Origin of the sequence: Cobetia amphilecti, assembly GCF_020217465.1 — a bacterium.
Taxonomy (GTDB): domain Bacteria; phylum Pseudomonadota; class Gammaproteobacteria; order Pseudomonadales; family Halomonadaceae; genus Cobetia; species Cobetia amphilecti.
This window is the reverse complement of sequence record NZ_CP084115.1, coordinates 3,345,022-3,371,386: the sequence shown is the minus strand read 5'-3', so window position 1 is coordinate 3,371,386 and position 26,365 is coordinate 3,345,022. Positions and strand designations below refer to the sequence as shown.

Genomic DNA, 26,365 nt, shown 5'->3' with positions numbered 1-26,365 from the left:
GAGGCGTTTGGCAAGACGGTAGGCAAGCTCAGCCCGGCGGCCCGAACAGGGCAGGTTGGCCATGCGCCTCGCGCCAGACATCCAGCGCCGCACGGTGCAGCTGGCTGTGGCGCCATGCCAGTGCCTCGATATCGCGGTCATAGCCGCCACCGATCACGCAGGCCACGGCGGCGCCCGCCGCGCGACAGCGCTGGATGACATGTCGCTCGCGGTGGTAGAGGCCGCTGTCGCTCAACTCGAGATGGCCGAGCCTGTCCGCGGCATGCGGGTCGACACCGGCATCGAAGATCACCAGCTCCGGGCGTACCCGCGCCAGCACCTCCTCAAGCGTACGCTCCAGCACCGCCAGATAGTCCGCATCGCCCATGCCCCTGGGCAAGGGCACGTCCAGATCACTTTGCTGCTTGCGCGCCGGGAAGTTGCTCTCGGCATGCAGTGACAGCGTGAAGACCCGCGGCTCGTCGGCGAAGATCAACGCCGTGCCATCGCCCTGATGCACATCGAGATCGACGATCAGCACGCGCTTCACGCCGTCCTCCAGCGCCTGATGCGCCGCCACGCCGATGTCGTTGAGCAGACAATAGCCGCTGGCGGCCTCCGGGTGGGCGTGATGGGTGCCGCCCGCGGTATTGCAGGCCAGCCCGCGCTTGAGCGCTTCGCGCACGGTGGTCAGGGTGCCGCCCACGGCCAGCACGCTGCGCTCGCGCAGTGCCTCGCTCCACACGAAGCCGCTGCGCCGCTGGGCCTGCGCGCTCAGGGTGCCAGTGAGAAATTCATGCACATAGCGGCGGGTATGCACGCTGAGCAGGTCGTCCTCCTCGGCGGGCTGGGGCGTCACCCAGTCGATGGCCGAGGCGCAGTCGGCCAGTTGGCGGTCGAGCAGGCGCTTGAGCACGCTGAACTTGTCCATCGGGAAGGGATGCTTCTCGGGCAGTGCTATCCGATAGCCGGGATGATGGATCAGCGCCAGCGGCGGGCAGTGGGCATCAGCGACGGGGCACAAAGTGCACCTCCTGTCCGTCGGTGGTCAGCTGACGGATGGCGGTGGGACGGCCGTCGCTGTCCAGGTCGACCAGCCCGATGCCGCAGGCGTTCAGCAGGCGTTCGCCATGACTGGCCGCGTCGTGACGGCGCGGCGTGACACGCATGTTGCGCCGGCGTGTCAGCAGATTGAGCGGCGAGCGCGGGGCGTACAGCCAGCGATTGAGACGGTCGAGCACATCCAGCAGGCCGACCGGGAAGCGATTGCGGATGCCGCTGCTGGTGATTTGCCAGATGCTCGGGCTTGAACGGCGATGCTTGAGGCGCACGTCGTAGGCGAAGGAGTAGTGCACATCGCCGGACAGGATCACGAAGTTCTGTGGCGTGCGCGAGTGGCGGAAGATGTTGAGCATCACGCTGGCCGCGCCGCGATGCGCCATCCAGTTCTCGGCATCGACCATCAACGGCTTGCCGGCCAGCGTGAACAGCTTCTGGATGCTCTCGATCAGCTTGACGCCGAACATCGGCGCCGGGGACACCAGCACCACGGCCGGATGGCCGACCAGCCGTTGCTGAAGCTCGCTCAGTGCCTCCCAGTCCATCAGCCCCGAGGGATGCGAGAGTTTGCGCTCGCTGCGCCAGCGGCGGGTGCGCGTATCGGCCACGATCAGCGGCGGCGTGGTGTCGAGCTGATAATCCCAGCTCTCACAGCGATGCAGGTGGGCGATCAAGGCCTCCTGACGCTCGACATCGAAATGGCCGTCTGCGGCCGTGTCAGTGCCAGTCAGGGCATGAGTGAACAGCGCCCGGGTCTCCTCCAGCAGCTCCGCCAGTGGCTCCGGCCCGTTGCCGGCGGCCTGACACAGCAGATAGCCGGTCAGCGCATTGCCGATGATGCGGCGCGAGAAGGGGTGGCCATAGGCGGCTTCCTCCCAGGCGGCGCTGAGGTTCCAGTCATCGGTGACATCGTGGTCATCGAAGATCATCAGGCTGGGCACATTGGCCAGCAGGCGACGCACCTGACCGAGTCCGCCACAGAAGCGCCGCAGGTGACGGGCTTCGGTGGCATGGCGCTCGCGGGTGGCGTCGTCATGGCCCTCGAGCGCCGAGGGATCTTCCAGCGTGATGCCCAGCGCCTCCCACGGCACGTCAGACCACACCAGCAGGTACATGGCGATGACTTCCGACAGGCCGATCAGGTGGTTGTCGGCACCGGTGGAGGTGAAGATGGGCTTGCGCTTGGCACCGAAGAAGCTGGCGGCCACGCCTTCGTTGGCCGGCATATCCGGCAGCAGCTGCGGGCGGTGGTAGAGGTGCGAGGGGTGCTGGCGCAGCTCGCGAGTGTCGGAGACCTCGGCCTCCATCAGCGTTTCCTCCGGCAACCCCAGCCCCGCGATCAGCTGATCGATCGCGCCCAGCATCGGCCCCGCGACATCGTCGGCGTAGATCTGATCGCCGGTGAACAGCATCACCTCCGGCCACTCGGCGACGCTCTCACGTCGCTCGCTCAACCAGCGATCCAGCGCCACCAGTCCATCGCCACCCGGGCCCTTGGGCGGCGGCGTCTCAAGGCGATCGGTCGACGCAGCGTCTTCCGCATTCTGCTGCGCCTGCTGCTCGTCGTCACTCAAGCCGTGATGCGGCTTGCGGCAACTGCCATGCGCGACACGCGTCAGGCGCGACGGCAGTCGAAAACGCGGCAGGCTTTCACCGGGGTAGCAAATCTGTGGCGCCCAGTCGGCGATGCCCTGCCATTCGGGCGTGTCTGCCGATGATGCCGCTTCCGTTGCCGATGACGCTGTCGTTGCCGATGACGGCTCCGCCAGGCCCAGCTCGTAGGCGATGGCGCAGTCGGCAGGCAAGGGCGTGTCGGGATGCGCTTCGATCAACAGCAGCCAGGCGTGCTCCCCCAGCGGCATCGCCAGATGCTCCGTCAGCCGACAGCTCGGTGCTGTCGGCAGGCCATCCTCACCTCGCGTGGGAGGCGTCGCGTCCTGCTCCGGCAGCAGCCACACCCGCGCCTGCTGTGGGCGAGAGGTCACCAGCCACAGCATCACGCCCTCGGCGGTGACACGGCGCAATATCGGGCCTGCCAGCACGCGGGGCAGGGCAGCAGTCGGTGTGGGAGAGCCGTTGGCAGGCAGCGAAGCGGACGAAGTGGCAGACATTAAGCAGGCTCGATGGCAGGTGGAGACGGATAGCGGTCAGCTGACTATCATCAGCTGACGCTTAACAGGCGATAGCGTAACAGGCGACGAACGCCAGCCATGGGCGCAGGCGTGGGCTGGGCGTATGAGTGGCTCCGTGCGTTGAGTGTGACAACTCGTCGTGGCGCGAGGTTCGCAGGCTCGCAAAGCATGCGCGAGCTAGCGTAAAGTTGGGCCCTTGAATGCACATGGCGTTCGCACAATAGCATGGGAAACCGGCATGAATGATCCATCGGCGAAGCGCCTCGTGAGTCCGCAGTCCAGGCCAGTCAACCGCGGGCAGGGCTCGCGCAGCTCCCTCTGGCGCAAGGTCGCCCTGGCCGCAAGTGTGACAGCGAGCCTGGCCGCGACCTTGGCAACAAGCCTGTCAGCGAGCCTCTTCAGCCCCGCGGCCCTGGCCGCCGAGGCGCCGCTGGCGACAGGCGAGCGCCACGTGCTGGCGGCCAATGACTGCCTGCCTGCGCCCAGCGGGCCGGTGGTGTTGACGGTCGAGGGCGCTGTCAGCTGTGGCAATGCCGGTTCCCTGCAGGCACCACGGGCGCGTTTCGATCTGGCGATGCTCGAAGCCATGCCGTCGCGCGTGGTGGCCACCCACACCCCCTGGACCCAGGGACGTGTCAGTTTCTCCGGCCCGCTGCTGCGCGAGCTGGTGGCGCGGGTGTCTGAAGATGCCAGGGGGCTCAAGGTGCGGGCACTGAATGACTTCGTGGCCGAGATTCCCCTCAGCGACATCGAGGACTTCGATGTCCTGCTGGCCACGCGCCGCGACGGAGAGCGCATGCCGGTGCGTGACCTCGGGCCCTTGTTCGTGCTGTATCCCTTCGATGCTCATCCGGAATTGCTCAATGAGCAGGTACGCTTTCGCAGTGTCTGGCAGGTCACCGGGCTGACGCTGGAGTGAGCGAGGGCTGGCGCCTGACCCCTCAGGCGCAAGATGACATGGAGTCATGCAGTGAATCAGTCGCCGGATGAAAGATCCCCGCTTTCAGGCACCGCTGCTGATCAGTCCCTTGCTGATCAGGGCATTGCCGCGTCGGGTGTGGGCGGAAGCGGCAATTCCCCCGCGCGCTGGCCGCTGTGGCTGGGCATGGCGATCAGCATCCTGTGTCTGCTGGCCTCCATCGGCATCGGCGGCACCATCCTGCACAACCAGGTCAGTCTGGAAGACCGCACCCGCGATGACGCCGTCTGGTCGATCTACAAGCTGGATCGCGAGGCGGTCAGCCTCTCCTCCTCGATAGCGCGCTATCGCGTCGCCGGGCCAGCCGATCGTGCCAGCATCTGGAATGAGGTGCTGCAGAATTACGAGCTGCTCTACAGCCGCACCTATATCTTCCGGCGGGGGGATTTCCAGCGCCATCTGATGACCCTGCCGGCCGTGCCGCTGCTGGCCGATGAGTTGATGAGCCAGATCGAGTATCTCGATCTGCGGCTGGAAAAGTGGCGGCATGGCCCGGTGTTCGAGGGCACGGGCCCGGTGCAGGGCGCCCAGGCTGACGACGCTTTACCAGACAACGACGCTGCACAGCGCTCCCAGGTGCTGGGGCCCGAGGGTCGCGAGGCGGCGGAGTTCCAGCAGCTGAGCGATGCGCTGGGCGATACCACCCAGACGCTGTTGTTGCGGGTACGTGCACGTCTGGCCGAGGAGCTGGCCCACGAGCGTCAGAGCCGCGACAGCCTGGTGCAGCTGATGTTGCTGTTGCTGGCGCTGATGCTGCTGGCCACCTTGATGGTCTGCCGTCAGGTCTGGCTGCAGGCCCGCGGACGTGAGCAGGCCCGCCTGCAGATGCTGGCGATGTCGTCGGCCCTCAAGCACGAGGCGGCGCGGGCCGAACAGGCCAGTCGCGCCAAGTCCGAGTTTCTGGCCACCATGAGCCACGAGATTCGCACCCCGCTCAATGGCGTGATCGGCATGAGCGAGCTGTTGCTGGCCGAACCGCTGCAGAGCAGTGCGCACCGCTATGCCAGCAGCCTGCGCGACAGCGGCGAAGTGCTGATGGGGCTGGTGGATGATGTCCTCGACTTTTCCAAGATCGAGGCCGGCAAGCTCAGCGTCGAACGACGCCCCTTCGAACTGCACACGGCCATCGATGGCGTGATCGACCTGCTGCTGCCGCAGATGGACAGCACGCGCATCGTCTTCGATGACCGCCGCTCCGCCCAGCTGCCCGAGCAGGTCATGGGCGATTCGGTGCGTCTGCGTCAGGTGCTGCTCAATCTGCTCTCCAATGCCTTCAAGTTCACCGAGCAGGGGCGTGTCTGTCTGCTGGTCGAGGCATTGCCGGCGGGGCGAGTGCGCTTCGAGGTCGATGACACCGGCATCGGGGTCAGTGAAGAACAGGCCGCCCAGCTGTTCGAGCCCTTTACCCAGGGCGATGCCTCCACCGCGCGTCGCTTCGGCGGTACCGGACTCGGGCTTTCGATCTCGCGGCGGCTGGTCGAGTTGATGGGCGGGCGACTGGGCCTCAAGCAACGCCCGGGCAAGGGTGCCTGCTTCTGGTTCGAGCTGCCACTGCCACGCACCGCGGCGCTCAAGCGACCGGCCTTCACCTCCGCGCCCCTGCCGCTCAGCCGTGGCGAGCATGTTCTGGTGGTCGACGACAATCACATCAATCGCGAAGTGGCCCACTCCATGCTCAGTGGCCTGGGCTACACGGTGACGACGGTCGACAGTGGCGAAGCGGCGCTGGCGTGGTATGCGCGCCAGCGCGATACGGTGCTGGTGCTGCTCGACCTGCGCATGCCGGGACTGGATGGCTTTGCGGTGGCGCGGCGTTGGCGCGCCATGGAGCACAGTGACAGGCGTGCGCCGAGCCTTATCGTCGCGATGACGGCCAATGTGGCGGCGGGGGAGCGTGCGCGCTGCCTCTCGGCGGGCATGAACGACTTCCTGTCCAAGCCGATCCGGCGTCAGCAGCTCGCCAGCATGCTGGCGCGCTGGCAGTCGGGCAGCCAGGACCTCGGCGAATGGCGCGTCAATGCCCTCGCCAGCACCCAGCCCTTCGACCCGATCAGCTATTCCCCTACCACTGAGCGACCGCCCCACTTCGAGGCACCGCCGGTAACCGGTGAGGCACTCGCGCGTGCAGCGTCATTGGTGGCATCACTCGATTCCCCCGCTGCGCGGCGTCGCATGATCCATGAGGCCCAGGCGCGTGCCACTGAGGCCGAGGCTGAAGCTGAAACTGAGACTGAAGCTGAAGCTGAAGCAGACAAGGCCAGTGAGCCGTCGGCGGCTGGCCCCATCGAGCGGCGTGAGCCTGAGGGCAAAGGCGAGAGCGAAGGCGAGGGCGAACGGGAAGGGGCAGAAGGGGGACACACGAGCATGAACACTAGAGAGGCGTGGACATCTGGCGGCTCAGCGGCGGAGCTTGCACAGTCCGTGACGCCTGCGCTGCGGGATGAACTGGATGCCGACAGCATCGCGGCCCTCGAGGCGGCCTTCGAGGAGCAGCTCGAGCAGCAGTCCCAGCGCCTGTCACGGGCGGTGGATCACATGGATCTGAAGCAATTGCAGCATGAAGCCCATCTGCTCAAGGGCAGCGCCGCCACCCTGGATCACGACCTGCTGCGCGATGCCGCCCTGCAGCTGGAGCTGCTGCTGGCATCCGACACGCCGCGTACCCGCATCGAGGCCGCGGTGGCGGCGCTGCTGGCCGAGATTCGCGATCACCGCATCGCCCACGATGCCGGCCAAGCCTGGCGCTAGTGATGGTGGGCGCCAGCAAAGCCGCCCTCGGCCAGACACATCACCTCAGACATCACCTCAGTGCTGGCGGCGGCGCAGTTCTCGTTCCACCAGCGTCACGCCGGGCGTGGTCTGGCCCTGAATGCCCTGCAGCGCCAGCGTCAGCGTCGCATCGGCGATCTGCTGGTGACGCTGGGGCAGTGAATGGATCGGCAGCGGCAGGAAGTCGAGCAGGCGGTCGTCGCCGAAGCTGGCCATCGCCTTGGGCGGATTGGCCGGCGGCCCCTCGGCGAACAGCACATCGAGCACGCCATCCATCAGGGTGTAGGAAGCGGTGACGATGGCGTCCGGCAGCGGTGAATGGCGGAGATGCTCGGTCAGCGCCGCCGCGCCTGCCTCGCGCTCGTAACGCGCGGCATGCAGGGTGGTGGCCTCAAGCTCGCTGCTGCCGGAGCCCTGCTGATAGTGCGCCAGCGCCGCCTGCATGCCGCTGGCGCGCGCCCGCGTGATATCGATCTCCGGCAAGGCATCCAGCCACAGCAGTCGCTGCGGCGCGTGTTCCAGCACGGCTTCGGTCAGCTGGCGGGCGGCATCTTCGTTGTTGCTGACCACGCTGGCGAAGTGGCGCGTATCCAGCGCGCGGTCGACACCGATGACCGGGAAGCCATCCAGCGCCAGTTCGCGGTAGAAGGGGTCATCGGGGGACAGGCAGCTGGCGGTGATCAGCGCATCGACCCGCCGCGCCTTGAGCATGCGTGCCAGCTCGCGCTCGGTTTCCGGCTCATCGTCGGAGCAGACGATGAACAGTTGATAGTTGCGCTCACGCGCCCCGCGCTCCAGCAACTTGGCCAGGCGGGCATAACTGGCGTTCTCCAGATCCGGCAGCATGAAGCCCAGCGTGCGGCTTTCACCACGCCTCAGCGCGGCTGCCTGGGCATCGATCCGATAGTGATGACGTTGTACCACCGCCATGACGCGCTCGACCGTCTGGGGGCTGATACGTCGTGCCTGTGCCTGCCCATTGACCACATAACTGGCGGTGGTGCGTGAAACGCCTGCAAGACGCGCGATTTCTGCCAGGGTCATGCCACTGTCCTTGCTGGAAAGGGGAACGGGATCTGCGTGCTCCATGTGCGAGGAATGATGCGCACTTGTGGGCTCGGGTGCAAATCCTCTCTGCGCCGGGTACGCCTCGCTCGACACCTCTCGAGCCCGCGCCACAGGCGGCTCTACACCCAATGTCTAGTCACCAGAAGCACGTTTTCGGTTTGTGTTCGCTTGATCGGGCGCAAGAAAACGGCCAGCATGAGCCCTATTGAGGTGACACGATTCAGCATGCTCGTCATTACGCCATGACGCCGCTACCCTGTCGGAACTCGCCAAGTGACGTGTCGCGGCAGCTGAAATACACGCTTGCAGCGCACCGCCAACATCCAGGCTCCTCACCCAGAAGGGAGCCTCAAGGAGCCAGCCATGCTCAGTCTTGATCGCGAGGACATCCTTCTCGCCGCCCATGCCAGCGACTGGCGCGATGCCTTGCAACAGGCCGCCGATGCCCTGGTCGCCGGTGGGCGCGCCACGCCCGACTACCGTGAGGGCCTGCTGGCGCGCGAAGCCCAGTCTTCCACCTACCTGGGGCAGGGGATCGCGATTCCCCACGGTACGCCGGACAGCCGCGAGGCCGTACTGGCCACCGGGGTGCGTGTCCTGCAGTTTCCGCAGGGCGTGGAGTGGCACGACGGCAATCGCGTCTTCCTGCTGGTGACCATCGCGGCACAGTCCGATGAGCATCTCGACATCCTGCGTGCGCTGACGCGTGTGCTCGATCGCGACGGCGTCAGCGAGCGCCTGGCCTCGGCGACCACCGCCGAGGAAGTGCTGAGCGAGCTGGGCCGCGAGGTGGTGCCGCCGCTCCTGGATGCCGAGACGCTGCTGTGCGGTTTCCCCGCGCGTGATCGTGACGAGCTGGTGCTGGCGGGGGCCGCGCGCCTGCGTCAGGCCGGCTGTGTCAGCGATGGTTTCATCTCGGCCATGCTCGCCGCCCAACCGGTGGCGCTGGGGCAGGGCGTGTGGCTGGCGCAGTCGCAGCAGGATGTCACCCGTTCGGCGCTGGCCATCGTCACGCCGGAGAAGGCACTGGAGACGCGCCACGGACGCATCACTGCGCTGGCCTGTCTGGCAGTCGATGCTCAGCAGGGCCAGCATCAGCCGTTGCTAGAGCGCCTGCTGACGCTGTTGGAAGAGGGCGCGGGCGAAAGCCTGCCGGGCCTGTCGGCCAGCGCCCTGCTGGCGCGGCTGTCGGGGGAGTCCGCCACGGCGCAGCTGGCTCAGGTGGTGTTGCTCAACGCCCACGGTCTGCATGCGCGTCCGGCCAAGCAGCTGGTGCAGGCGGCGCGCGAAGCCGGCGAGCAGCATGGCGTCGTTCCGGCGCTGCGACTGGAAGGCGATGACAGCGGTGTGGTCAGTGCCGCCAGTCTGACCAAGGTGCTGGGGCTGGGCGCACGCCGCGGCCAGACGCTGATCTTCAGCGCCTCCGGCGATGACTCGGCGGCCAATCAGGCGGCGCTGAGCATGATGGTGAGCGCGGTGCAGGCCGGTCTCGGGGAGGCGGTGGAGCCGCTGGCCGATTGGCGCGCCGACGCCGCCACGCCGCTGGAGGCCAGCGAACAGCAAGCCACCCGCGACACCCAGCAGGCCGCTCCCGCCGCCGATAGCGTGGTGCCTGCGGTGGCCGCCTCGCCGGGCATGGCCATCGCGCCGTGCTGGGTGATGCGCCTGCCGCGCTTCGTCTACGAGACGCGCAGAGATGCCGGCGCCGATCGTGAGGCCGAGCGCCTGGTGGCCAGTATCCAGACCGCCCGCGAGCAGTTGCTGGCGCTGGTCAATCGCGCCGAAGGCGCCGAGATGGCCGAGATTCTCTCGATGCACGAGGAGATGCTCGGCGATCCGGAGCTGTTTGCCGCGGCGCGCGAAAGCCTTGATGAAGGCCACAGCGCCGAAGCGGCCTGGTGGTCGGCCATCGACAGCGCTGCCAGCGCCCAGGAGAACCTCGCCGATCGCCTGCTGGCCGAACGCGCCGCCGATCTGCGCGATGTCGGTCGGCGGGTGCTCGGCGTGCTGACCGATACGCCGCTGCCGAGTGCCCCCGAGACACCGCATGTGCTGGTGACCGAGGACATCGGCCCGTCGGATGTGGCGCGCCTGGATACCACTCGCGTGCGGGGCCTGGTCACGGCGCTGGGCGGGGCGACCTCGCACAGCGCGATTCTGGCGCGTTCGCTGGGCATTCCGGCGGTGGTCGGGGCTGGCCCGAGCGTGCTGGCGATCGCCGATGGCAGCGAGCTGATCGTCGATGGTGAACGAGGCCGCGTCAGCGTGATGCCCTCGGCCAGTCGCCGCGCGCGTGCCGAAGAGGCGATCGCCGGGCATGAGCAGCGTCAGGCCGCCGCCTGGGAGTCGCGCATGGCACCCGCCACGACCCTGGATGGCCATCATGTCGAGGTGGTTGCCAATCTGGGCAACACCGCCCATGCCGGCGACGCCGTCGAGCGCGGTGCCGAGGGTGTCGGCCTGCTGCGTACCGAATTCGTGTTCATGGCGCACCCGCAGGCACCGGACCTCGCCACCCAGACCGCCCAGTACGGCGAGGCGCTGGATGCGCTCGAGGGGCGGCCGCTGGTGGCACGCACGCTGGATGTCGGCGGCGACAAGCCGCTGCCCTACTGGCCGCTGCCGCGTGAGGACAACCCCTTCCTCGGCCTGCGCGGCATTCGCCTCGCCCTGACGCGCCCGGAAGTGCTCGAGACCCAGGTACGGGCGCTGCTGGCGGCCGCCGGGGCGCGGCCGATTCGCCTGATGTTCCCGATGGTCAAGGACCTGGCCGAACTGCGTGGCGCGCGTGCCATCGTCGATCGCGTGCGTGCCGAGCTGGACGCCGCCTACGCGGCCGAACATGGCCAGCCGCCGGTGCGCGACGTGCAGGTTGGCGTGATGATCGAGATCCCCTCGGCGGCGCTGACTGCTGCCAGCATCGCGCCGGAAGTCGACTTCTTCTCGGTGGGCACCAATGACCTGACCCAGTACACCCTGGCGATCGACCGCGGCCATGCGACGCTCTCGGCGCAGGCCGATGGTCTGCATCCGGCGGTGTTGCGCCTGATCGAGATGACCGTCAGTGCCGCCCACGCCCACGGTGCCTGGGTCGGCGTCTGCGGTGAGCTGGCCAGTGATGACCAGGCCGTCGGCGTGCTGGTCGGGCTGGGCGTGGATGAGCTGTCAGTGTCCAGCCGCCAGATTCCGCTGGTCAAGGCGCGGGTGCGCGAGCTGGACCTGGCCACGGCGCGTGAGCAGGCGAGGGTCGCGTTGGCCCAGCCGACCTCGGAAGACGTGCGCAGTGCTCTGGAAGCGCTGCTCGAGCAGGGCGAGCCTTCAACTGCCGAGGTCACCTCAGGTGATGCGGACAGTCATGCGGCCAGTAATGTGGACAGTAATGGACACAGCCCGCGGGAGTCAGTGTGATGAGTGACAACACGACGCATCAGGCCGCCGACTGCCCGGTATTGTGCGTGACGCTCAACCCGGCGCTGGACATGACCATCGGCCTCGACAGCCTGGTGCCGGGCAAGGTCAACCGGGCGCGCAGCCACCATCTCGAGGCGGCGGGCAAGGGCATCAACGTCGCGCGGGTGCTGGCGACGCTGGGTCATCCGGTGACGCTGAGCGGCTTTCTGGGCGCCGACAACCAGGCCGATTTCGAGGCCGCCTTCGTCCAGTGGGGGCTGAGTGATGCCTTCGAACGCGTCGCGGGCGCGACCCGCATCAACGTCAAGCTGGGGGAGGCCAGTGGCCGTGTCACCGATATCAACGGCGCGGGCATGCAGGTCGATGAGGCTGCCTTCACGCGGCTTGAGGGGCGCATCGATGAGTGGATCGATCGCCAGCAGGCCGAGGGCAGCCCGGAGCGCTGTGCCGTCGTCATCGCCGGCAGCCTGCCGCCGGGTGTCAGCAGCGAGCAGCTGGCGAGCCTGGTGCAGCGGGTGCGTGCCCGCCGCATTGCCTGCTGGCTGGACACCAGCGGCACGGCACTCGAAGCCGGTCTGGCGGTGCCGCCCAGCGGCGTGAAGCCCAACGAGCAGGAACTGGCGCTGTGGGCGGGCGAGCCGCTGGAGAGCGACGCCGCCCGTCAGCGCGCGCTGGCGAGTCTGGTCGAGCACGGCATCGAACAGGCGCTGATCTCTGCCGGTCCGGAAGGCGTGCTGTGGGCAAGCCCCGGCGCCGAGACACTGCGGGCCCGCCCGCCGCGCATGCGAGTGGTCAGTACCGTGTGTGCCGGTGATACCCTGCTGGCCGCCATGCTGCATGGGGTGCTCTGCCATCCGACACCCACGGCGGCCATGCGTGAACAAATTCTGCGTCATGCCACGGCGCTTTCCGCCGAGGCCGTGACCCACCCGGGGCCGGGCAATCCCGCCGCCCCGGAGCTTGAAACCCTCCAACAACACACCAGCATCGAGACATTGGCCAGTGCCGAGGTCGCGACAGCCGGAGAGCCACGCCCATGAATGTCATCATCGTTACCGCCTGCCCGAGCGGCATGGCGACCAGCTTCCTGGCGGCGCGCCGTCTGGAGCAGGCCGCCCGTCGTCGCGACTGGGAACCCCTCATCGACATGCGCTCGCAATTCGAGCGTGAACTCGTGCTGAGTGATGCCCAGCTCGCCGCCGCCGAGCTGGTGATCGTCGCGGCGTCGCCGATGACCAGCGCCGGTCTCGAGCGTTTCGTCGGCAAGCGCGTGCATGTCGCGCCCATCGAAGAGGCGCTGCCGGACCCCGCCGCCTTCCTGGCCAATGCCGAGGCCCGCGCCCGCGTGCTGGAAGCCAAGGACATCGCCGATGTTGCTGCGACTGTCAGCACGACGGCCAGCGGCGCAGCAAGCGCAGCTGGCGGAGAGGTGGCGCACAAGCCGTCCATCGTCGCGGTCACCGCCTGCCCGACCGGCGTGGCGCATACCTTCATGGCCGCCGAGGCCCTGAGCGAGGCAGGGCGCGCGCTGGGTTACCCGACGCGGGTCGAGACCCAGGGCTCGGTGGGCGCGCAGGATGCGCTGACCGAGCAGGAGATCGCCGCAGCCGAGGTGGTGATTCTGGCCTGTGATATCGAGGTCGACCCGACGCGCTTCGCCGGCAAGCGGGTCTGGCGGACTTCCACCGGCACCGCGCTCAAGAAGCCGCGCGATACCATCGAGCAGGCACTGGAAGGCGCCGAGATGGAATCCGCCACCGCCGCGGGCGGTCAGGGCAGCCAGCAGAAGGGCGAGAAGCGCGGCCCCTACAAGCACCTGCTGACCGGCGTGTCCTTCATGCTGCCGATGGTGGTGGCGGGCGGCCTGATGATCGCGCTGTCCTTCGTGTTCGGCATCAAGGCCTTCGAGGAAGAAGGCACTCTGGCGGCGGCGCTGATGCAGATCGGCGGCGGTTCGGCCTTCAAGCTGATGATTCCGGTGCTGGCGGGCTACATCGCCTACTCCATCGCCGACCGCCCGGGCATCACGCCGGGCATGATCGGTGGCTGGCTGGCCGCCACCCTGGACGCCGGCTTCCTCGGCGGCATCATCGCCGGCTTCCTGGCGGGCTACAGCGCGCTGGGGCTGAGCCGTTTCGTCAAGCTGCCGCAGTCGATCGAATCGCTCAAGCCGATCCTGATCATCCCGCTGGTGGCGAGCATGGTTACCGGTCTGGTGATGATCTACGTGGTCGGCACGCCGGTGGCGGGGCTGATGGCGACACTGACCGAATTCCTCGAATCGATGGGCTCGGCCAATGCCGTGCTGCTGGGCATTCTGCTCGGCGCGATGATGTGCTTCGACCTCGGTGGCCCGGTCAACAAGGCCGCCTACGCCTTCGGTGTCGGCCTGCTGGCCAGCGAGACCTACGCGCCGATGGCGGCCATCATGGCCGCTGGCATGGTGCCGGCGCTGGGCATGGGGCTGGCCAGTTTCATCGCGCGTAGCAAGTTCGCCGAGCCGGAGCGTGAGGCGGGCAAGGCCAGCTTCATTCTCGGCCTGTGCTTCATCTCCGAGGGTGCGATTCCGTTCGCCGCCAAGGACCCGCTGCGCGTGATTCCGGCCTGCATGGTCGGTGGTGCCGTTACCGGCGCACTGTCGATGCTGATAGGCGCCAAGCTGCTGGCACCGCACGGCGGGCTGTTCGTGCTGCTGATTCCCAACGCCATCAACGTGCCGCTGATGTACCTGGGCGCCATCGTCGCCGGCACCCTGGTGACGGGTATCGGCTATGCGCTGATCAAGAAGGGCGCACAGCAGGTCGAGACCGCTGCCGCGACCTGAGCCGCTGGCAGGCAGGTAAGGACGCAAGCCGCAAACGCACAAGGCAAGACGCAAAAAGCCCCCGCCGGTCTCCCGGCGGGGGCTTTTGCATTGCAGGCCGAGCGCAGGCGCTCAGCGACGGCTCAGTCCAGTTCTGATCAGTCCAGCTCTGATCAGTCCAGTTCGGACTTGCCGATCACGCCCGGCATCGCCGGGGCTTCATTGACCGTATCGTGGCGCACGAAGGCCAGATGCTGCTGGTAGGCGGTGACGACTTCGTCGAGCACCTGGGCACGCGACAGGCCGTTGAGCTCCTGACCGCTGCCACCCTCGGAGAGGTGCACTTCCAGACGCAGGTAGAAGTCATCATTGGCGTCGATGAAGCTCGGCGTCTGCTGGCGTACCGCACGCACCTGGTAGACGAAGTTGGAGGCATCCTCGAACTCGACTTCCAGCGTCACGCGGGGCAGCGGCTCATCTTCCAGCGTCTCTTCGGTGACGCTCGAGACCTGACCGCGACGATTGAGCTCCTCGGCCAGCTGGTTGAGGGCCGGGCGGATGGAGCGCTTGAGGGTCGCCTCGGAACTGCCGCTCTGGGCGAAGTCGAGCACGTGGTCCAGACGCTCATGCCAGTCGACGCCTTCGTAGACGCAGCTGTTGTCCTGACGCACGTTCTCCTTGCGGTCCTCGATCATCAGCGCCTTGTACATGCCGATCATCATGAAGATCAGCACGATGGAGAAGGGCACGGCGGTGATCACCACGGCGCTCTGCAGCGCGCTCAGGCCCCCGACCATCAACAGTGCCAGCGTCAGCAGGCCGATGATGGCGGACCAGAAGATGCGCAGCCAGATCGGCGCATCGTGGTTCACGTCCTTGAGGATGGAGGTGAAGTTGGCCAGTACCAGGGCGCCGGAGTCGGCGGAGGTTACGAAGAACACGATACCCAGAATCGCCACCACGGCGGTGGTGATGGTGGAGTAGGGCAGCTGCTCCAGGAAGGTGTAGATGGTGTTCTGCGGTGCGTTCAGGGCTTCGGTGGCCAGTGTGGCGACGTCCTGATTGGCGACCATGTCGATGGCGGAATTACCGAACACGCTCATCCACACCATCATGAAGCTCAGCGGAATCAGCAGCGCGCCGAACACGAACTGACGGATGGTACGGCCACGCGAGATACGCGCCAGGAACAGGCCGACGAACGGGGTCCAGGCGATCCACCAGCCCCAGAAGAACAGCGTCCAGCCGCTCATCCACTCATCGGTACCCGGGGTGTAGGCGTAGGTATCGAAGCTCTTGGCGGTGAACTGGGTGATGTAGTCACCGACATTGAGCACCAGGGCGTTGAGCAGCTGCGAGGTGTCGCTGACGGCGAGCACGAAGATCAGCAGCGCGGTGGCCAGCAGCATGTTGAACTCGGACAGCATGCGGATGCCTTTCTCGACACCGGTGATCACGGAAATGGTCGCCAGTACCATCACGCCGATGATCAGCGCGGCCTGGACGGCGAGGTTCTCGGGCACGCCGAGCATGAACTTGAGGCCGTAGTTGAGCTGGATGACGCCGATGCCCAGCGAGGTAGCGATGCCGAACACGGTGGAGATGATCGCGAAGATGTCCACGGCGTTGCCGATCGGGCCATTGATGCGGTTGCCGAGCAGCGGGTAGAAGGCCGAGCGGATCGCCAGCGGCAGGCGGTGGCGGTAGCTGAAGTAGGCCAGCGACATGCCGGCGAGCACATAGATGCCCCAGCCGGAGAGGCCCCAGTGGAAGAAGGTTTCCACCATGGCGTTGCGGATCGCCGCCTGGGTCTGCGGGTCACCGGTCACCGGCGCCACGTAGTGGGACAGCGGTTCGGCGATGCAGTAGAACAGGATGTCGATGCCGATACCGGCCGCGAACAGCATCGCCGACCAGGACAGCAGCGAGAATTCCGGGCGTGAATCGTCCGGCCCGAGGCGAATGCGCCCGAAACGCGAGCAGGCGATCAGCACCCCGAAGACCAGATAGGCGACGATGGCCAGCATGTAGAACCAGCCGAAGGTATCGATGGTCCAGCCCAGGGCGCTGCCGATCCAGGCGTCGGCCTGTTCGGTGAACAGCATCGCGAAGGCCAGGAAGGCGAGGATACCGATGATCGATCCGTAGAAGACCGTCGGGTTGATACGACTCGAGGACGGCGTGGCGTTCTCGGCGGAAGCAGGTTTCTGCATGAGCAACTCCTTATCAGGGGAAGTTTCACTCGTGCGTGGTGCTTAGCTGCCCGTCAGCCGCAGAAATTGCGGGTGGCGTGCAGGAAAAGACGGACACGAACGGCACGGGCCGTGCTCAGCTCACGCGCGGGGCGGAACTTGCAGCAGCGGCAGTGTCGACTGCCGTGGCGACGCGATTGCAGGGGCATCGCTGGGCAGCAAGCAAGAAATGCCGATGGGCAATTCATGAGAGACGCCGGGCGCGCACCGTGGTGCTGTGGTGCGGCCCCTCTTCTGCAGGCCAGATTGGCCGCAGAAGAACGATGGCGGGCCGAGCGCTGGGGAACGCTGTGCCTTCATCGTGCTGCTCTCATCACTTCGAACGTCTACTCGGCGTCCCTGGACGTCACCCGCCTTCTTGCGAAGGGGCGGGTCACTCCGGTGTCTGCTCGCGAGTCCGTGGCGGTCGCCGTCGCTTGCTCCCTTGAAGTTGCCGGGATGGCAGGCGTCAGTCTCGTCGGCATCTGCCGGGTCCGCTTTCCTGTGACGGTTGCAGGCATCCCGTCTTGCTGCCGCCGGTCGAGCTCGGCAGCGGAGGGGAGCTCAGCAGTCAGGAAAACGCGACTCACATCATCACGCCGTGTAATGCTCAAAGCCTTGCAGAATTATTTTAATTGATTGTTCAATAAAAATATAACCCCCCTTTGGGGAAAAAGGCAGTGCAACTGTCGCTTTCGCTTATCCTCGTGTCGCGATCAGATCGCCGCGAGGCCCGATGGCAGAGCCTCGCAGGCGCGGCGTCGTGCCTGGAAAAATCGCTGTCGGTAAAAGGACACAACGACGCCGCCCCGACCACAGAATCGTGGCCGGGGCGGCGAAAGTGACGTCAGCAGGGCAGCTGAATGGCTGTTTCCGGAGCGCGATCGTCCGGAGCGCGATCGTCCGGGGCGCGACCGTCCGGTTCTTACCTCGCCGGGCCCACGATCAGCCGGCTTTCAGTTGCTCAGGTGATGGCCTGACTCAGGCATCTTCAGACTGGTCGGCGTCATGCATCGGGCCGCGCTTCATGTCGCCGCCCTTCATGTCACCCTTCATGCCACCATGATGCTTGCCAGCGTGATGGCGCATGCCATTGGCCATGAAGGCTTCCAGCGCATCGAGCTGCTCGGCGGACAGCACATCGGCGAGTTTCTCGCGGCCTTCCTCACGCAGTTCCAGGCGCTGCTCCTTCATTTCCTTGCGCATTTCCTGGCGGGCGGCGACACGCTCCTGCTTGGTGTCGGCGTCCTGCATGGCATCGCGCATGTCGTCGTGCATCTCTTTCATGCTGTCATGCATCTCGTCACGCATTTCCTTGCGGACTTCCTTGAGCGCCTGCATCTGGTCATCGCTCAGGTTCCAGCTGGCCAGCAGCGCCTTCATGCCTTCCTGCTGCTGACGGTCGGCCATCTTCGGACCGCGCTTGTCACGCTGGTGCATCAGGTCCAGCACCTTGATCTGGTCGTCATCCAGCACCTTGGCCAGACGATCGTGCTGGGTCTTGCGCAGTTCCTCGAAGGCGGCCTTGCGCGCTTCACGCGAGTCGAAGTCGGTCTTCTTGAGTGACTCCATGTCGTCACGCATGGACTTGAAGGAGTCCTTGAGCGCGCTGCGCTGGTCGTCATCCAGGTCCCAGCTGTCGAACAGGGCGCCCATCAGCTGCATGCGTTGCTTGCCGTTGTCGGCCATGTGCTTGCCGCCGCGCTCGCCACCACGCTCGTCGGCATGCTTGCCTTCGCCGTGACGTTTGCCGTCATGCTTGCCCATGTGCTTGCCGTGCATCGGCTTGCCGGCAGCCCAGTAGGTTTCGAGCACCTTGACCTGATTCTCGTCGAGAATCTCTGCCAGGGCGGCCTTGTGTTCTTCACGCTGTGCCTGGATGGCGTCGCGGCGCGCTTCGCGGGAGTCGAACTTCTGCTCCTTGAGCTGCTTGCGGCTTTCCATCTGCTGTTGCTTGAGTGCGTCGAGCTGTTGCTGCTGTTCATCGCTGAGATGCCAGCTGGCGAGAATCTTGTCGAGGCCTTCCTTGCGGTCGGCGCCGTCATGGTGCTTGTCGTTGCTTGAGGCCATGGCGGTCATCGGCAGTGCCAGGGCGGTCATCGGCAGTGCCAGGGCGGTCAGCAGACCGGAAACGATGAGCTTGCGAGAAATGCGGTTCATGGCGTACTCCGAGTGTCTAGATAAAGGGCCGGAATCAAGCGATAAGAGCATTATCAGCAGTGAATGTGCCGGCATTGTGCAACGTTTCATGGGGTTGCGTGCAACGCGCCTGGGCGGAACATGCAACGGCTTGCTGTGTCTTTTCTGCAGCGTGATCTTGTGGCCTGAATCCTGTAGGGACTGAGTCCTTGATCAAGGTGATGACGCCAGGTTTCAACCCGAGGCGCTCAGACGCGGTTGCCATCAGCCACCGTGGTGGCGCTTCTTCGCCGCCTTGGCGTTCGCCTGGGCATTCGCCGGATAGTGGCGGTCGAACTGCTGGTGGAAGCGCTGGGTCTGATGGCGGTTCAGGACGCGATCGACATCGGCCAGGTAGGCCTTGCGCGCCTTGGCAAGCGCCTTGGCGTCGTGATGGCTCTCTGCGGCCTGACGTTGCTGGCGATAGTGGCGATATTGCTTGTCGAGGGTGGCACGCTGGCCGACGTTCAGGCTGATGCCATCCAGCAGCACATTCAGCGAGACATCGGCAGCGCTGGCACTGGTCACGCTCAGCGGTGATGCCATCAGCATGACGCTCAGTACGCCGGCACCGATCAGGCGAGTGCGGGAGAGAGCACGACTGGCAGGACTGTGGGACATGACGAATACCTCACTTGTGGCGTAGACCCGCGCTCGAGCAGCAGTAAATGGCTCTTGCTTAGGCAGTGATGACAGTATCCGTCGCAGTTGGACAGCAAGTTCGCACCGTGGGTGCAACAAAAACGCAACCGCCGTCTGTGGTCACAGACGGCGGTTGTCATGTTTCTGAAAGGTTTCAGGGCCTGCGCGAGGCGAGATATCAGTCCAGCACGTCAGGCTCGAACTTGTAGCCGACCCCATAGATGGAGCGAATCACGTCGCGCTCCGGCCAGACATTGGCGATCTTGCGGCGCAGCTTCTTGACGTGGGAATCCACCGTGCGCTCGGAGACGATGCGGTGGTCGCGGTACATGTGGTCCATCAGCTGATCGCGGGAGAAGATGCGCCCCGGCGACTGCATCATCACCTTGAGCAGCTGGAACTCGACCGCGGTCAGGCCCAGGTCACTGCCATCGGCCAGTGCCTGCCAACCTTCCTCATTGAGCACCAGCTGGCCCTTGTCGGAGGTCTGCGAGAGGGTCTGATCAAGCGCCTGGCTGCGACGCAGCACGGCCTTGATGCGCGCCACCACCTCACGCGGACTGAAGGGTTTGCAGATGTAGTCATCGGCGCCCAGCTCCAGCCCCAGCAGGCGGTCCACTTCCTCGACCCGCGCGGTCAGCATCACGATGGGCAGCAGATTGTCCTCGGCCCGCAGCTGACGGCACAGGGTCAGGCCGTCGGTGCCAGGCAGCATGAGGTCCAGCAATACCAGGGCGGGTGTCTCGTCATTGACCGCCGCGATCACGGCGTTGCCGTCGTCGACATGCCGGGTGCGATACCCGCTGCCGTCCAGATAATCGCACAGCAGGCTTGCGATCTTGGGCTCGTCTTCCACCACCAGAATCAGCGGTTTCTGGGTCTCGGCCCGGGCGTCAGAGGTGTCGGCGTGAACGTCGCTCATGGTCAAGAGTCCTTGCAGATGAAAATGTCTGTTTCAAGTAGACAACAGCGGCAGGCGAATGTCCCATCGCAGTCCGCCCAGTGATGACTGGCCCGGTACCAGCTGGCCATCATGCGCACTGACCAGCGCGCTGGCGATCGACAGGCCCAGCCCTGACCCCCCGCTGGAGCGGTTGCGCGAGTTCTCGACCCGGTAGAGGCGCTCGGTGAGGTAGGCAAGCTCGGCCTCTGGCACGCCGGGGCTCGAGTCTTCCCAGCGCACGACCGCCCAGCCGGGGTGGCCGGCGCCATCCCCGGGTGAGGCGGCCTCGCGCAGCAGGCTGACCCTCAACTTGCCGGGCGAGTCGGTGTAGGCGCGGGTGTTGCTGGCCAGGTTGCTCCACAGCTGATGCAGGCGCTGCATGTCGCCCTGCACGCGCAGCGGCAGCTGGATGTCGGTCTCCAGCTGGATGCCGCTGTCTTCCAGCCAGCCGCGCAGGTCGTCCAGGCTATCGCTGAGCTGGGCATCCAGCTCCAGCGGCTCGCGCCAGGCTTCCAGGGTGCCGGCATCGCTCTGGGCCAGCAGGCGCAGATCCGACACCAGGCGGTTGAGGGCATCCACCTCCTGCTCCAGCGAGCCGAGGCTGTCCTGGCTCATCGGGCGGATACCGTCCTGCATGGCCTCGATCTCGCCCTTGAGCACCGCCAGCGGCGTGCGCAGCTCATGGGAGATATCACTCACCCAGCGCTGGCGCGAATCGCGGTTGGTCTCCAGCGTCTGCGCCAGCGCATTGAAGTCGCCGGCCAGCCGCGACAGCTCATCCCGTCCGCGCACCGGCAGGCGGGTGGCATAGTCGCCGCTCGACAGACGGCTGGCGCCACTGGCGAGGTCACGCACCCGATGGCCCAGCCACCAGGCGATGCCGGCCGCCGCCAGCAGCGAGGCGAAGGTGGAGGACAGGATGATGGTCGCCAGATTGCGCGATTGACGCTCCAGATACTGGTCCTTGCCGCGGCGCAGGAATTCACTCACCGGCAGGTAGCCCAGCTCGCCGATCTTCTCGCCGTCCAGTATCAGGTCCTTGAACTGCATGCCGGGGATGGGGCGCGGCGGCCCATTGAGGCGCTGGCCGCGGGTATCGCGCAGCATGTAGTCCTGGGGGCGATTCATGTTGGCGCCCGGCGGTATCTCGAACCTGTCCGGCGGTGCCTGGGAATGCACGATGCGCCCCCAGTTGCGCCGGCTCTTCATCCAGTCCCAGTTGCCTTCCGCGGCGTAGGCGCTGACCAGATCGGACGAGATCAGCTCGATGCGCTCCTGCTGGGTCTGCTCCAGATACTCCGCGAACCCTCTGTCCATGCTGTGGGAGATGAACATGTAGATGCTGCCGCCGATCACGACATTGGTCAGCAGCAGGATCACGAACAGTCGCACGGACAGTCGTGAGCGCCAGGCGGTGACGGCGGGCATCATGATGGCTGCTCCTCATGACGCGGGGTGCGGGGCGGCAGCCCCAGCAGGCGGCGCAGGTTGTGCTGCAGGTCTTCCAGCAACAGATAGAGCGAGGGCACCAGAATCAGCAGGATCACCGTCGCGAACAGGATGCCGAAGCCGATGGAGACCGCCATCGGGATCATGAAGCGCGCCTGACGCGAGGTCTCGAAGATCATCGGCGCCAGGCCGAAGAAGGTGGTCAGCGTCGTCAGCAGGATCGGGCGCAGACGTCGCGTGGCCGCCATGATGATCGCCTCACGCGCGGTGGCGCCGGCCAGACGCTGGCGGTTGGCGTAGTCGATCAGCACCAGGGCGTCGTTGATGACGATGCCCGACAGCGCCAGCATGCCCATCAGGCTGATCACCGACAGGCCATAGCCCATCAGCTGATGGCCGATGACCGCGCCGATCAGCCCGAAGGGAATCGCCGTCATCACCAGCAGCGGCTGCAGATAGCTCCTGAACGGCAACGCCAGCAGCAGATAGAGTGCCGCCAGCGTCAGCAGCAACGACACCTGCAGTGACCCCAGGTTGTCGGCGGTCTCTTCCTGACGCCCGCCATAGCCGATGCTCAGGCTCGGATACTGGCTCTTCAGCTGGGGGTAGACGTCGCTTTCCAGGCTGGTGATCACCTGACTGACCGCATCGGACGGGGTGACGTTGGCGGTGACCTCGATCACGCGGCGGCCGTCGATGCGCAGGATGCTGGACGCGGCGCGTCCCTGCTCGATGTCGGCCACCAGCCCCAGAGGCACGCTGACGCCGTTGCCGGTCTGCACGCCGAAGTTCTCCAGCTGGGCGAGGCTCGCGCGCTGGTCTTCGGGCAGCAGCACCTTGACCTCGACCTCGTTGCGGCCCTGCTGCTGCTTGAGGGCGGTCGCGCCGGACAGCGGCCCGCGCAGCTGATTGGCCAGGGTGGCGCCATCCAGTCCCAGCGAGCGGCCGTAGGCATTGAGCTGCAGATAGAGCTCGCGCTTGCCGTCATCCAGGCCGCTGTCGATGTCGGACAGCGAGCTGTAATCCTCAAGCGACGTCGCCAGCGACTCGGCGGCGGCCATCAGCGCGCCACTGTCAGACGAGGAGAGGCGGATGGTGAGGCCCGCGCCGCGACCCGGGCCGCCGATGTCGGATTCGAACAGCAGCGACTCGGTATTGGCGATGGTGCCGGCTTCCTCACGCCAGGCCGTGATCAGCTGCGAGGGCGACCAGTTGTCCTCCACCGTGGTGTCCAGATTGGCGATGATGCTCAGTGAGTTGCCTTCGATCTCGGCGCTGGTGGAGTAGATCGCGGGGGCGTCGTCGCGCTCGCGAACCCGCTCCAGCGCGTCCAGCAGCAGGGTACGCACTTCGCGGTCCTGGCTGATCGGGCTGCCCACCGGCAGGTTGGCGGTGACACCGGCACGGTTGGATTCGACACGCGGCATCAGCGAGAAGCCGAGGCGGCCGCTGGCCATCCAGGCCATCGCCAGCACCAGCAGCGCCAGGCCGCAGATGGCGGTCAGGCCACGATAGTTCAGACACCCTTCAAGGAAGGGCTGGAAGCGGCGACGCGTGAAGCGCTCGAGCCCGTGCTGGACGCCATGGCGCACGCGGTCCAGCGGTGCCAGCCAGCGGATCGGCTTCTCGCTGGTGTGACCCAGATGCGCGGGCAGGATGAAGATCGCCTCGATCCAGCTCAGCGCGAAGATGCTGATCACCACCAGCGGGATGATGCCGAATACCAGCCCGAGGAAGCCGGGCAGGAACAGCAGCGGAATGAAGGCCACGATGTTGGACAGGATCGAGAACGCCAGCGGCACCGCGATCTCGCGCGCGCCGAGAATGGCGGCTTCGCGCATGCTGGCGCCGCGCTCGCGGTGCGAGTGGATGTTCTCGCCGACGATGATGGCGTCATCGACCACGATGCCCAGCGCGATGATGAAGGCGAACATCGAGATCATGTTGATGGACACGCCGACCAGCGGCAGGAACAGCATCGCGCCGAGGAAGGCGGTGGGAATACCCAGCGTGACCCAGAAGGCGAGACGCGCCTCGAGGAACAGCCCCAGCAGCACCAGCACCAGCACCAGGCCCATCCAGGCATTCTTGAGCAGCAGCTCCAGGCGGTCCTGATAGACCAGCGAGTCATCGTCCTCGACGCTCAGCGTCAGTCCGCGCGGCAGGCTGGCGGTCAATTGCGGCAGCATCGCCATGGTCGCGGCGGACAGCTCGTTGGGCGTCTGGGAGCCGACCTGATAGATGTCGAGACCGATCGCCGGTTCGCCGTCGTAGAGCACTTCCTTGTCACTGTCAGCGAAGCCGTCGGTGACGGTGGCGATATCGCCCAGACGCACGACATTGCCTTCCTGGCTGGAGATCACCGGCAGCTGCGCGAACTCGGCGGCGCCGTCGCGACGCGCCTCATAGCGCACCAGGTATTCGCCCTGCTGGGTATCGAGGCTGCCCCCGGCCAGGTTGAGCGCCTGATTGCCGATCAGGCCGGCGATATCCTGATGCGACAGGCCATAGCGACGCAGCGCGCCTTCCTCCAGCGCGACATGCACCTCGCGGTCACGGATGCCGGTCAGCTCCACCTTGGTGATGTCGTCGCTGTCCAGCAGGCTCAGGCGCAGACGCTCGGCGACATTGCGCAGGGTCTGGTCATCGGTCTGGCCATGCAGCTTGAGCTCCATCACGCTGCGCGAGCGGCCCGCCAGCGAGTAGACGGGCGGGTCGGATTCATCGGGCAGGGTGGTGATGCTGTCGATGGCCTGCTGGATGTCCTGATAGGCGCGCATGGTCTCGACGCCGTCCTGCAGCTCGATGGACAGCGAGCCGAGGCCTTCCTCGGCGGTGGCGGTGATCTCCTCGATGCCCTCCACGTCCTGTACCGCGGACTCCATCGCCTGCAACAGGCTCTCGGAGACCTCATCCGGCGTGGCGCCGGAATAGCTGACGCTGACGTTGATGATCTCGAGCTCGAAGGAGGGGAAGACCTCCTTCTTGATCTGACTGGACATCAGCAGGCCGCCGAGAATCAGACACAGCATCAGCAGGTTGGCGGCGACGCCATGATCGTGCATCCAGCGGATGGGGCCCTTGAGGCGCGACTGTGCCGTCATGAGTCACTTCCGGTGGTCGTGGCGTTCCTGTCGGCAGCTGCGGTGTTTTGATCGGCAACCGTGGCGCTCTTGTCGCCAGCCGTCGTCTTGTCGTCAGCCGCTTTGGCATCGTTCGCTTGGGCGGTCGGCGTCGGCGCATCGCCACGCGCGCGCAGTGCCATGCCGGCTTCGACGCTGCTCAGGGAGCTTGTGATGACGCGCTCGCCGTCCACCAGACCGTCGGCGACCAGCAGGGTGTCATTGCCCAGATGGCGCACGCCTACCGAGCGCTTCTCGAGATGCCCGTCCTCCGTCAGCACCCAGACCTGCTGGCCGCTGCGCAGCGCACTGATCGGCAGTTCGATCAGCGAGGCGGTGCGCTGAGGTGTCAGGGTCGCCTCGACCACATCGCCGATGCGCAGCGCCGGGGTGCTGGCGCGCGCCTCCTCGGAGACATTGAGCGCCAGCGGGTCTTCCACCGCCACCATCACCTGGGTCAGCAGGCCGTTGTCTTCCAGCGACGGCAGCACGCTCCACACTTCTCCACGGCGGTGCTGGCCATCCGGCCAGGCCTTGCTCGAGAGCAGTACCGGCGTGCCCTGGCCATCACGGGCGTGGGTCGAGAGCCACTCCATGTCGGCCTGCGGCAGATTGAGGCGCACCCAGAAGCGGTCGGTGGCCACCAGCGTCAACAGGTCGGTGAAGGCGTTGAGGTCGCTGCCTTCGCCGACCAGCCGCTCGCTGATCAGGCCGTCGTAGGGGGCGCGAATCTCGGTGCGGGCCAGATTGAGCTTGGCCTGATCGCGGCTGGCGCGGGCGCTTTCCACGGCGGCCTGGGCCGACTTGAGCTGAGGCTCGCGCAGCACCAGTGCTTTCTGGGCCGCCGGCAGATTGCGACCGAAGGTCTTGTATTCCGAGGCGGCGCGGATCTGCTCGCCCTTTTCAGAGGCGAGGCTGGCTTCTGCCGTGGCGAGATCCGCCTCGGCCTGCCGCAGTGCCAGCTGATAATCCAGTTGGTCGAGACTGGCCAGCAGCTGGTTCTCGCGAACCTCGCGGCCGGCCTCGATGCCTTCGGGGAAGGGCGCCAGCTGACCGCTGACGCGCGTGGAAACCGTGGTCTGACGATCGGCGATCACACGGCCGAAGCCCTCAAGCGTCGGGGCGTTGGCGGCATGGCTGACCGTCACCACCTCGACCGTGGGCGCAGGCGCCTCGCTGGGGGCACGCTTCGGCGCACCGGGGCGATGATTCATCCACCAGGCGGCCAGCGCGATCGCCAGCGCGAGAATGATCAGCGCCAGCAGGCGCATCCAGATCAGGCGCCGCGAGGAGGGTGCGGGGCGGCCGGCAGGGGCGGGCGACGCGGAAGACGACGCTGGCGTCTCAGGGCTATGGTCCATGCGGACTCCGAACGAAAAGTGACTGGCCTGATGCGCAGCCGTCTTCTGGCCAGTCGCTTTGGCGTCGGTCAGAGCGGGCGGTGGATCATGGCCATGAAAGGCAGACGAATGGGTGGATGATCGCATGATGCCATTCAGGCGCAATGCCAAAATGGGAAATAGCGTGCAACAGACGCAATCTGCCATTGCGTGATTGGCGCCCCACGAAAAAAGCTGCCACACGAAGTGGCAGCTTTTCA

15 protein-coding genes are annotated in these 26,365 nt (G+C 66.2%); 5 read left to right on the top strand and 10 right to left on the bottom strand.

The window, feature by feature from the left end:
* Positions 1–28: 28 nt before the first annotated feature.
* Both LCW13_RS14150 and LCW13_RS14145 read right to left on the bottom strand, forming a co-directional pair.
* A complete protein-coding gene (locus LCW13_RS14150; protein ID WP_225347231.1) occupies positions 29–1,003 on the bottom strand; it encodes a histone deacetylase family protein in 975 nt (324 codons plus the stop codon).
* The gene (locus tag LCW13_RS14145; RefSeq protein ID WP_225347230.1) at positions 987–3,149 is read right to left on the bottom strand and encodes an alkaline phosphatase D family protein; all 2,163 of its coding nucleotides are present in this window, start codon (positions 3,147–3,149) and stop codon (positions 987–989) included. Before LCW13_RS14145 ends, LCW13_RS14150 begins: the two co-directional genes overlap by 17 nt.
* Positions 3,150–3,408: 259 nt before the next feature.
* On the opposite strand from LCW13_RS14145, the gene LCW13_RS14140 reads away from it, so the two are divergent.
* Both LCW13_RS14140 and LCW13_RS14135 read left to right on the top strand, forming a co-directional pair.
* Positions 3,409–4,089 (top strand): oxidoreductase, encoded by a 681-nt coding sequence (locus LCW13_RS14140; RefSeq protein ID WP_225347229.1) that lies wholly within the window; start codon positions 3,409–3,411, stop codon positions 4,087–4,089.
* 51 nt (positions 4,090–4,140) lie between these two features.
* Positions 4,141–6,897: a sensor histidine kinase gene (locus LCW13_RS14135; RefSeq protein WP_225347228.1), complete on the top strand. Its 2,757-nt coding sequence runs from the start codon at positions 4,141–4,143 to the stop codon at positions 6,895–6,897.
* A 57-nt stretch (positions 6,898–6,954) separates the two neighbouring features.
* On the opposite strand, the gene cra is transcribed toward LCW13_RS14135, so the two are convergent.
* Positions 6,955–7,962, bottom strand: a complete 1,008-nt coding sequence (cra, locus tag LCW13_RS14130) for a catabolite repressor/activator (protein WP_225347227.1) — start codon at positions 7,960–7,962, stop codon at positions 6,955–6,957.
* 387 nt (positions 7,963–8,349) lie between these two features.
* On the opposite strand from cra, the gene ptsP reads away from it, so the two are divergent.
* The 3 genes from ptsP to LCW13_RS14115 are packed head-to-tail and all read left to right on the top strand — an operon-like array spanning position 8,350 to position 14,221.
* Complete coding sequence (ptsP, locus tag LCW13_RS14125; protein WP_225347226.1) at positions 8,350–11,394, top strand: phosphoenolpyruvate--protein phosphotransferase; 3,045 nt, start codon at positions 8,350–8,352, stop codon at positions 11,392–11,394.
* A complete protein-coding gene (locus LCW13_RS14120) occupies positions 11,394–12,437 on the top strand; it encodes a 1-phosphofructokinase family hexose kinase (RefSeq protein ID WP_225347225.1) in 1,044 nt (347 codons plus the stop codon). The genes ptsP and LCW13_RS14120 overlap by 1 nt, the downstream gene beginning before the upstream one ends.
* Positions 12,434–14,221: a PTS fructose-like transporter subunit IIB gene (locus tag LCW13_RS14115; protein WP_225347224.1), complete on the top strand. Its 1,788-nt coding sequence runs from the start codon at positions 12,434–12,436 to the stop codon at positions 14,219–14,221. Before LCW13_RS14120 ends, LCW13_RS14115 begins: the two co-directional genes overlap by 4 nt.
* 152 nt (positions 14,222–14,373) lie before the next feature.
* Here LCW13_RS14115 and betT read toward each other — a convergent pair whose 3' ends face one another.
* From betT to LCW13_RS14080, 7 genes are all read right to left on the bottom strand, one after another.
* On the bottom strand, positions 14,374–16,413 hold the full coding sequence (gene betT / locus LCW13_RS14110) for a choline BCCT transporter BetT (protein WP_225347223.1): 2,040 nt from the start codon (positions 16,411–16,413) through the stop codon (positions 14,374–14,376).
* Between the two features lie 999 nt (positions 16,414–17,412).
* The gene (locus tag LCW13_RS14105) at positions 17,413–18,591 is read right to left on the bottom strand and encodes a Spy/CpxP family protein refolding chaperone (protein WP_225347222.1); all 1,179 of its coding nucleotides are present in this window, start codon (positions 18,589–18,591) and stop codon (positions 17,413–17,415) included.
* 243 nt (positions 18,592–18,834) lie between these two features.
* Positions 18,835–19,230 (bottom strand): hypothetical protein, encoded by a 396-nt coding sequence (locus LCW13_RS14100; RefSeq protein WP_225347221.1) that lies wholly within the window; start codon positions 19,228–19,230, stop codon positions 18,835–18,837.
* A gap of 199 nt (positions 19,231–19,429) precedes the next feature.
* Positions 19,430–20,173 (bottom strand): response regulator, encoded by a 744-nt coding sequence (locus LCW13_RS14095; protein WP_215823399.1) that lies wholly within the window; start codon positions 20,171–20,173, stop codon positions 19,430–19,432.
* 33 nt (positions 20,174–20,206) lie between these two features.
* A complete protein-coding gene (locus LCW13_RS14090; RefSeq protein WP_225347220.1) occupies positions 20,207–21,625 on the bottom strand; it encodes an ATP-binding protein in 1,419 nt (472 codons plus the stop codon).
* On the bottom strand, positions 21,622–24,747 hold the full coding sequence (locus tag LCW13_RS14085; RefSeq protein WP_225347219.1) for an efflux RND transporter permease subunit: 3,126 nt from the start codon (positions 24,745–24,747) through the stop codon (positions 21,622–21,624). The genes LCW13_RS14090 and LCW13_RS14085 overlap by 4 nt, the downstream gene beginning before the upstream one ends.
* The gene (locus tag LCW13_RS14080) at positions 24,744–26,126 is read right to left on the bottom strand and encodes an efflux RND transporter periplasmic adaptor subunit (protein ID WP_225347218.1); all 1,383 of its coding nucleotides are present in this window, start codon (positions 26,124–26,126) and stop codon (positions 24,744–24,746) included. Before LCW13_RS14080 ends, LCW13_RS14085 begins: the two co-directional genes overlap by 4 nt.
* Positions 26,127–26,365 lie beyond the last annotated feature (239 nt).

Coding starts and splice junctions, on each gene's coding strand:
- LCW13_RS14145 (WP_225347230.1), bottom strand. CDS start 3,149: ATGTCTGCCACTTCGTCCGCTTCGCTGCCTGCCAACGGCTCTCCCACA.
- LCW13_RS14140 (WP_225347229.1), top strand. CDS start 3,409: ATGAATGATCCATCGGCGAAGCGCCTCGTGAGTCCGCAGTCCAGGCCA.
- cra (WP_225347227.1), bottom strand. CDS start 7,962: ATGACCCTGGCAGAAATCGCGCGTCTTGCAGGCGTTTCACGCACCACC.
- ptsP (WP_225347226.1), top strand. CDS start 8,350: ATGCTCAGTCTTGATCGCGAGGACATCCTTCTCGCCGCCCATGCCAGC.
- LCW13_RS14120 (WP_225347225.1), top strand. CDS start 11,394: ATGAGTGACAACACGACGCATCAGGCCGCCGACTGCCCGGTATTGTGC.
- LCW13_RS14115 (WP_225347224.1), top strand. CDS start 12,434: ATGAATGTCATCATCGTTACCGCCTGCCCGAGCGGCATGGCGACCAGC.
- betT (WP_225347223.1), bottom strand. CDS start 16,413: ATGCAGAAACCTGCTTCCGCCGAGAACGCCACGCCGTCCTCGAGTCGT.
- LCW13_RS14105 (WP_225347222.1), bottom strand. CDS start 18,591: ATGAACCGCATTTCTCGCAAGCTCATCGTTTCCGGTCTGCTGACCGCC.
- LCW13_RS14100 (WP_225347221.1), bottom strand. CDS start 19,230: ATGTCCCACAGTCCTGCCAGTCGTGCTCTCTCCCGCACTCGCCTGATC.
- LCW13_RS14095 (WP_215823399.1), bottom strand. CDS start 20,173: ATGAGCGACGTTCACGCCGACACCTCTGACGCCCGGGCCGAGACCCAG.
- LCW13_RS14090 (WP_225347220.1), bottom strand. CDS start 21,625: ATGATGCCCGCCGTCACCGCCTGGCGCTCACGACTGTCCGTGCGACTG.
- LCW13_RS14085 (WP_225347219.1), bottom strand. CDS start 24,747: ATGACGGCACAGTCGCGCCTCAAGGGCCCCATCCGCTGGATGCACGAT.
- LCW13_RS14080 (WP_225347218.1), bottom strand. CDS start 26,126: ATGGACCATAGCCCTGAGACGCCAGCGTCGTCTTCCGCGTCGCCCGCC.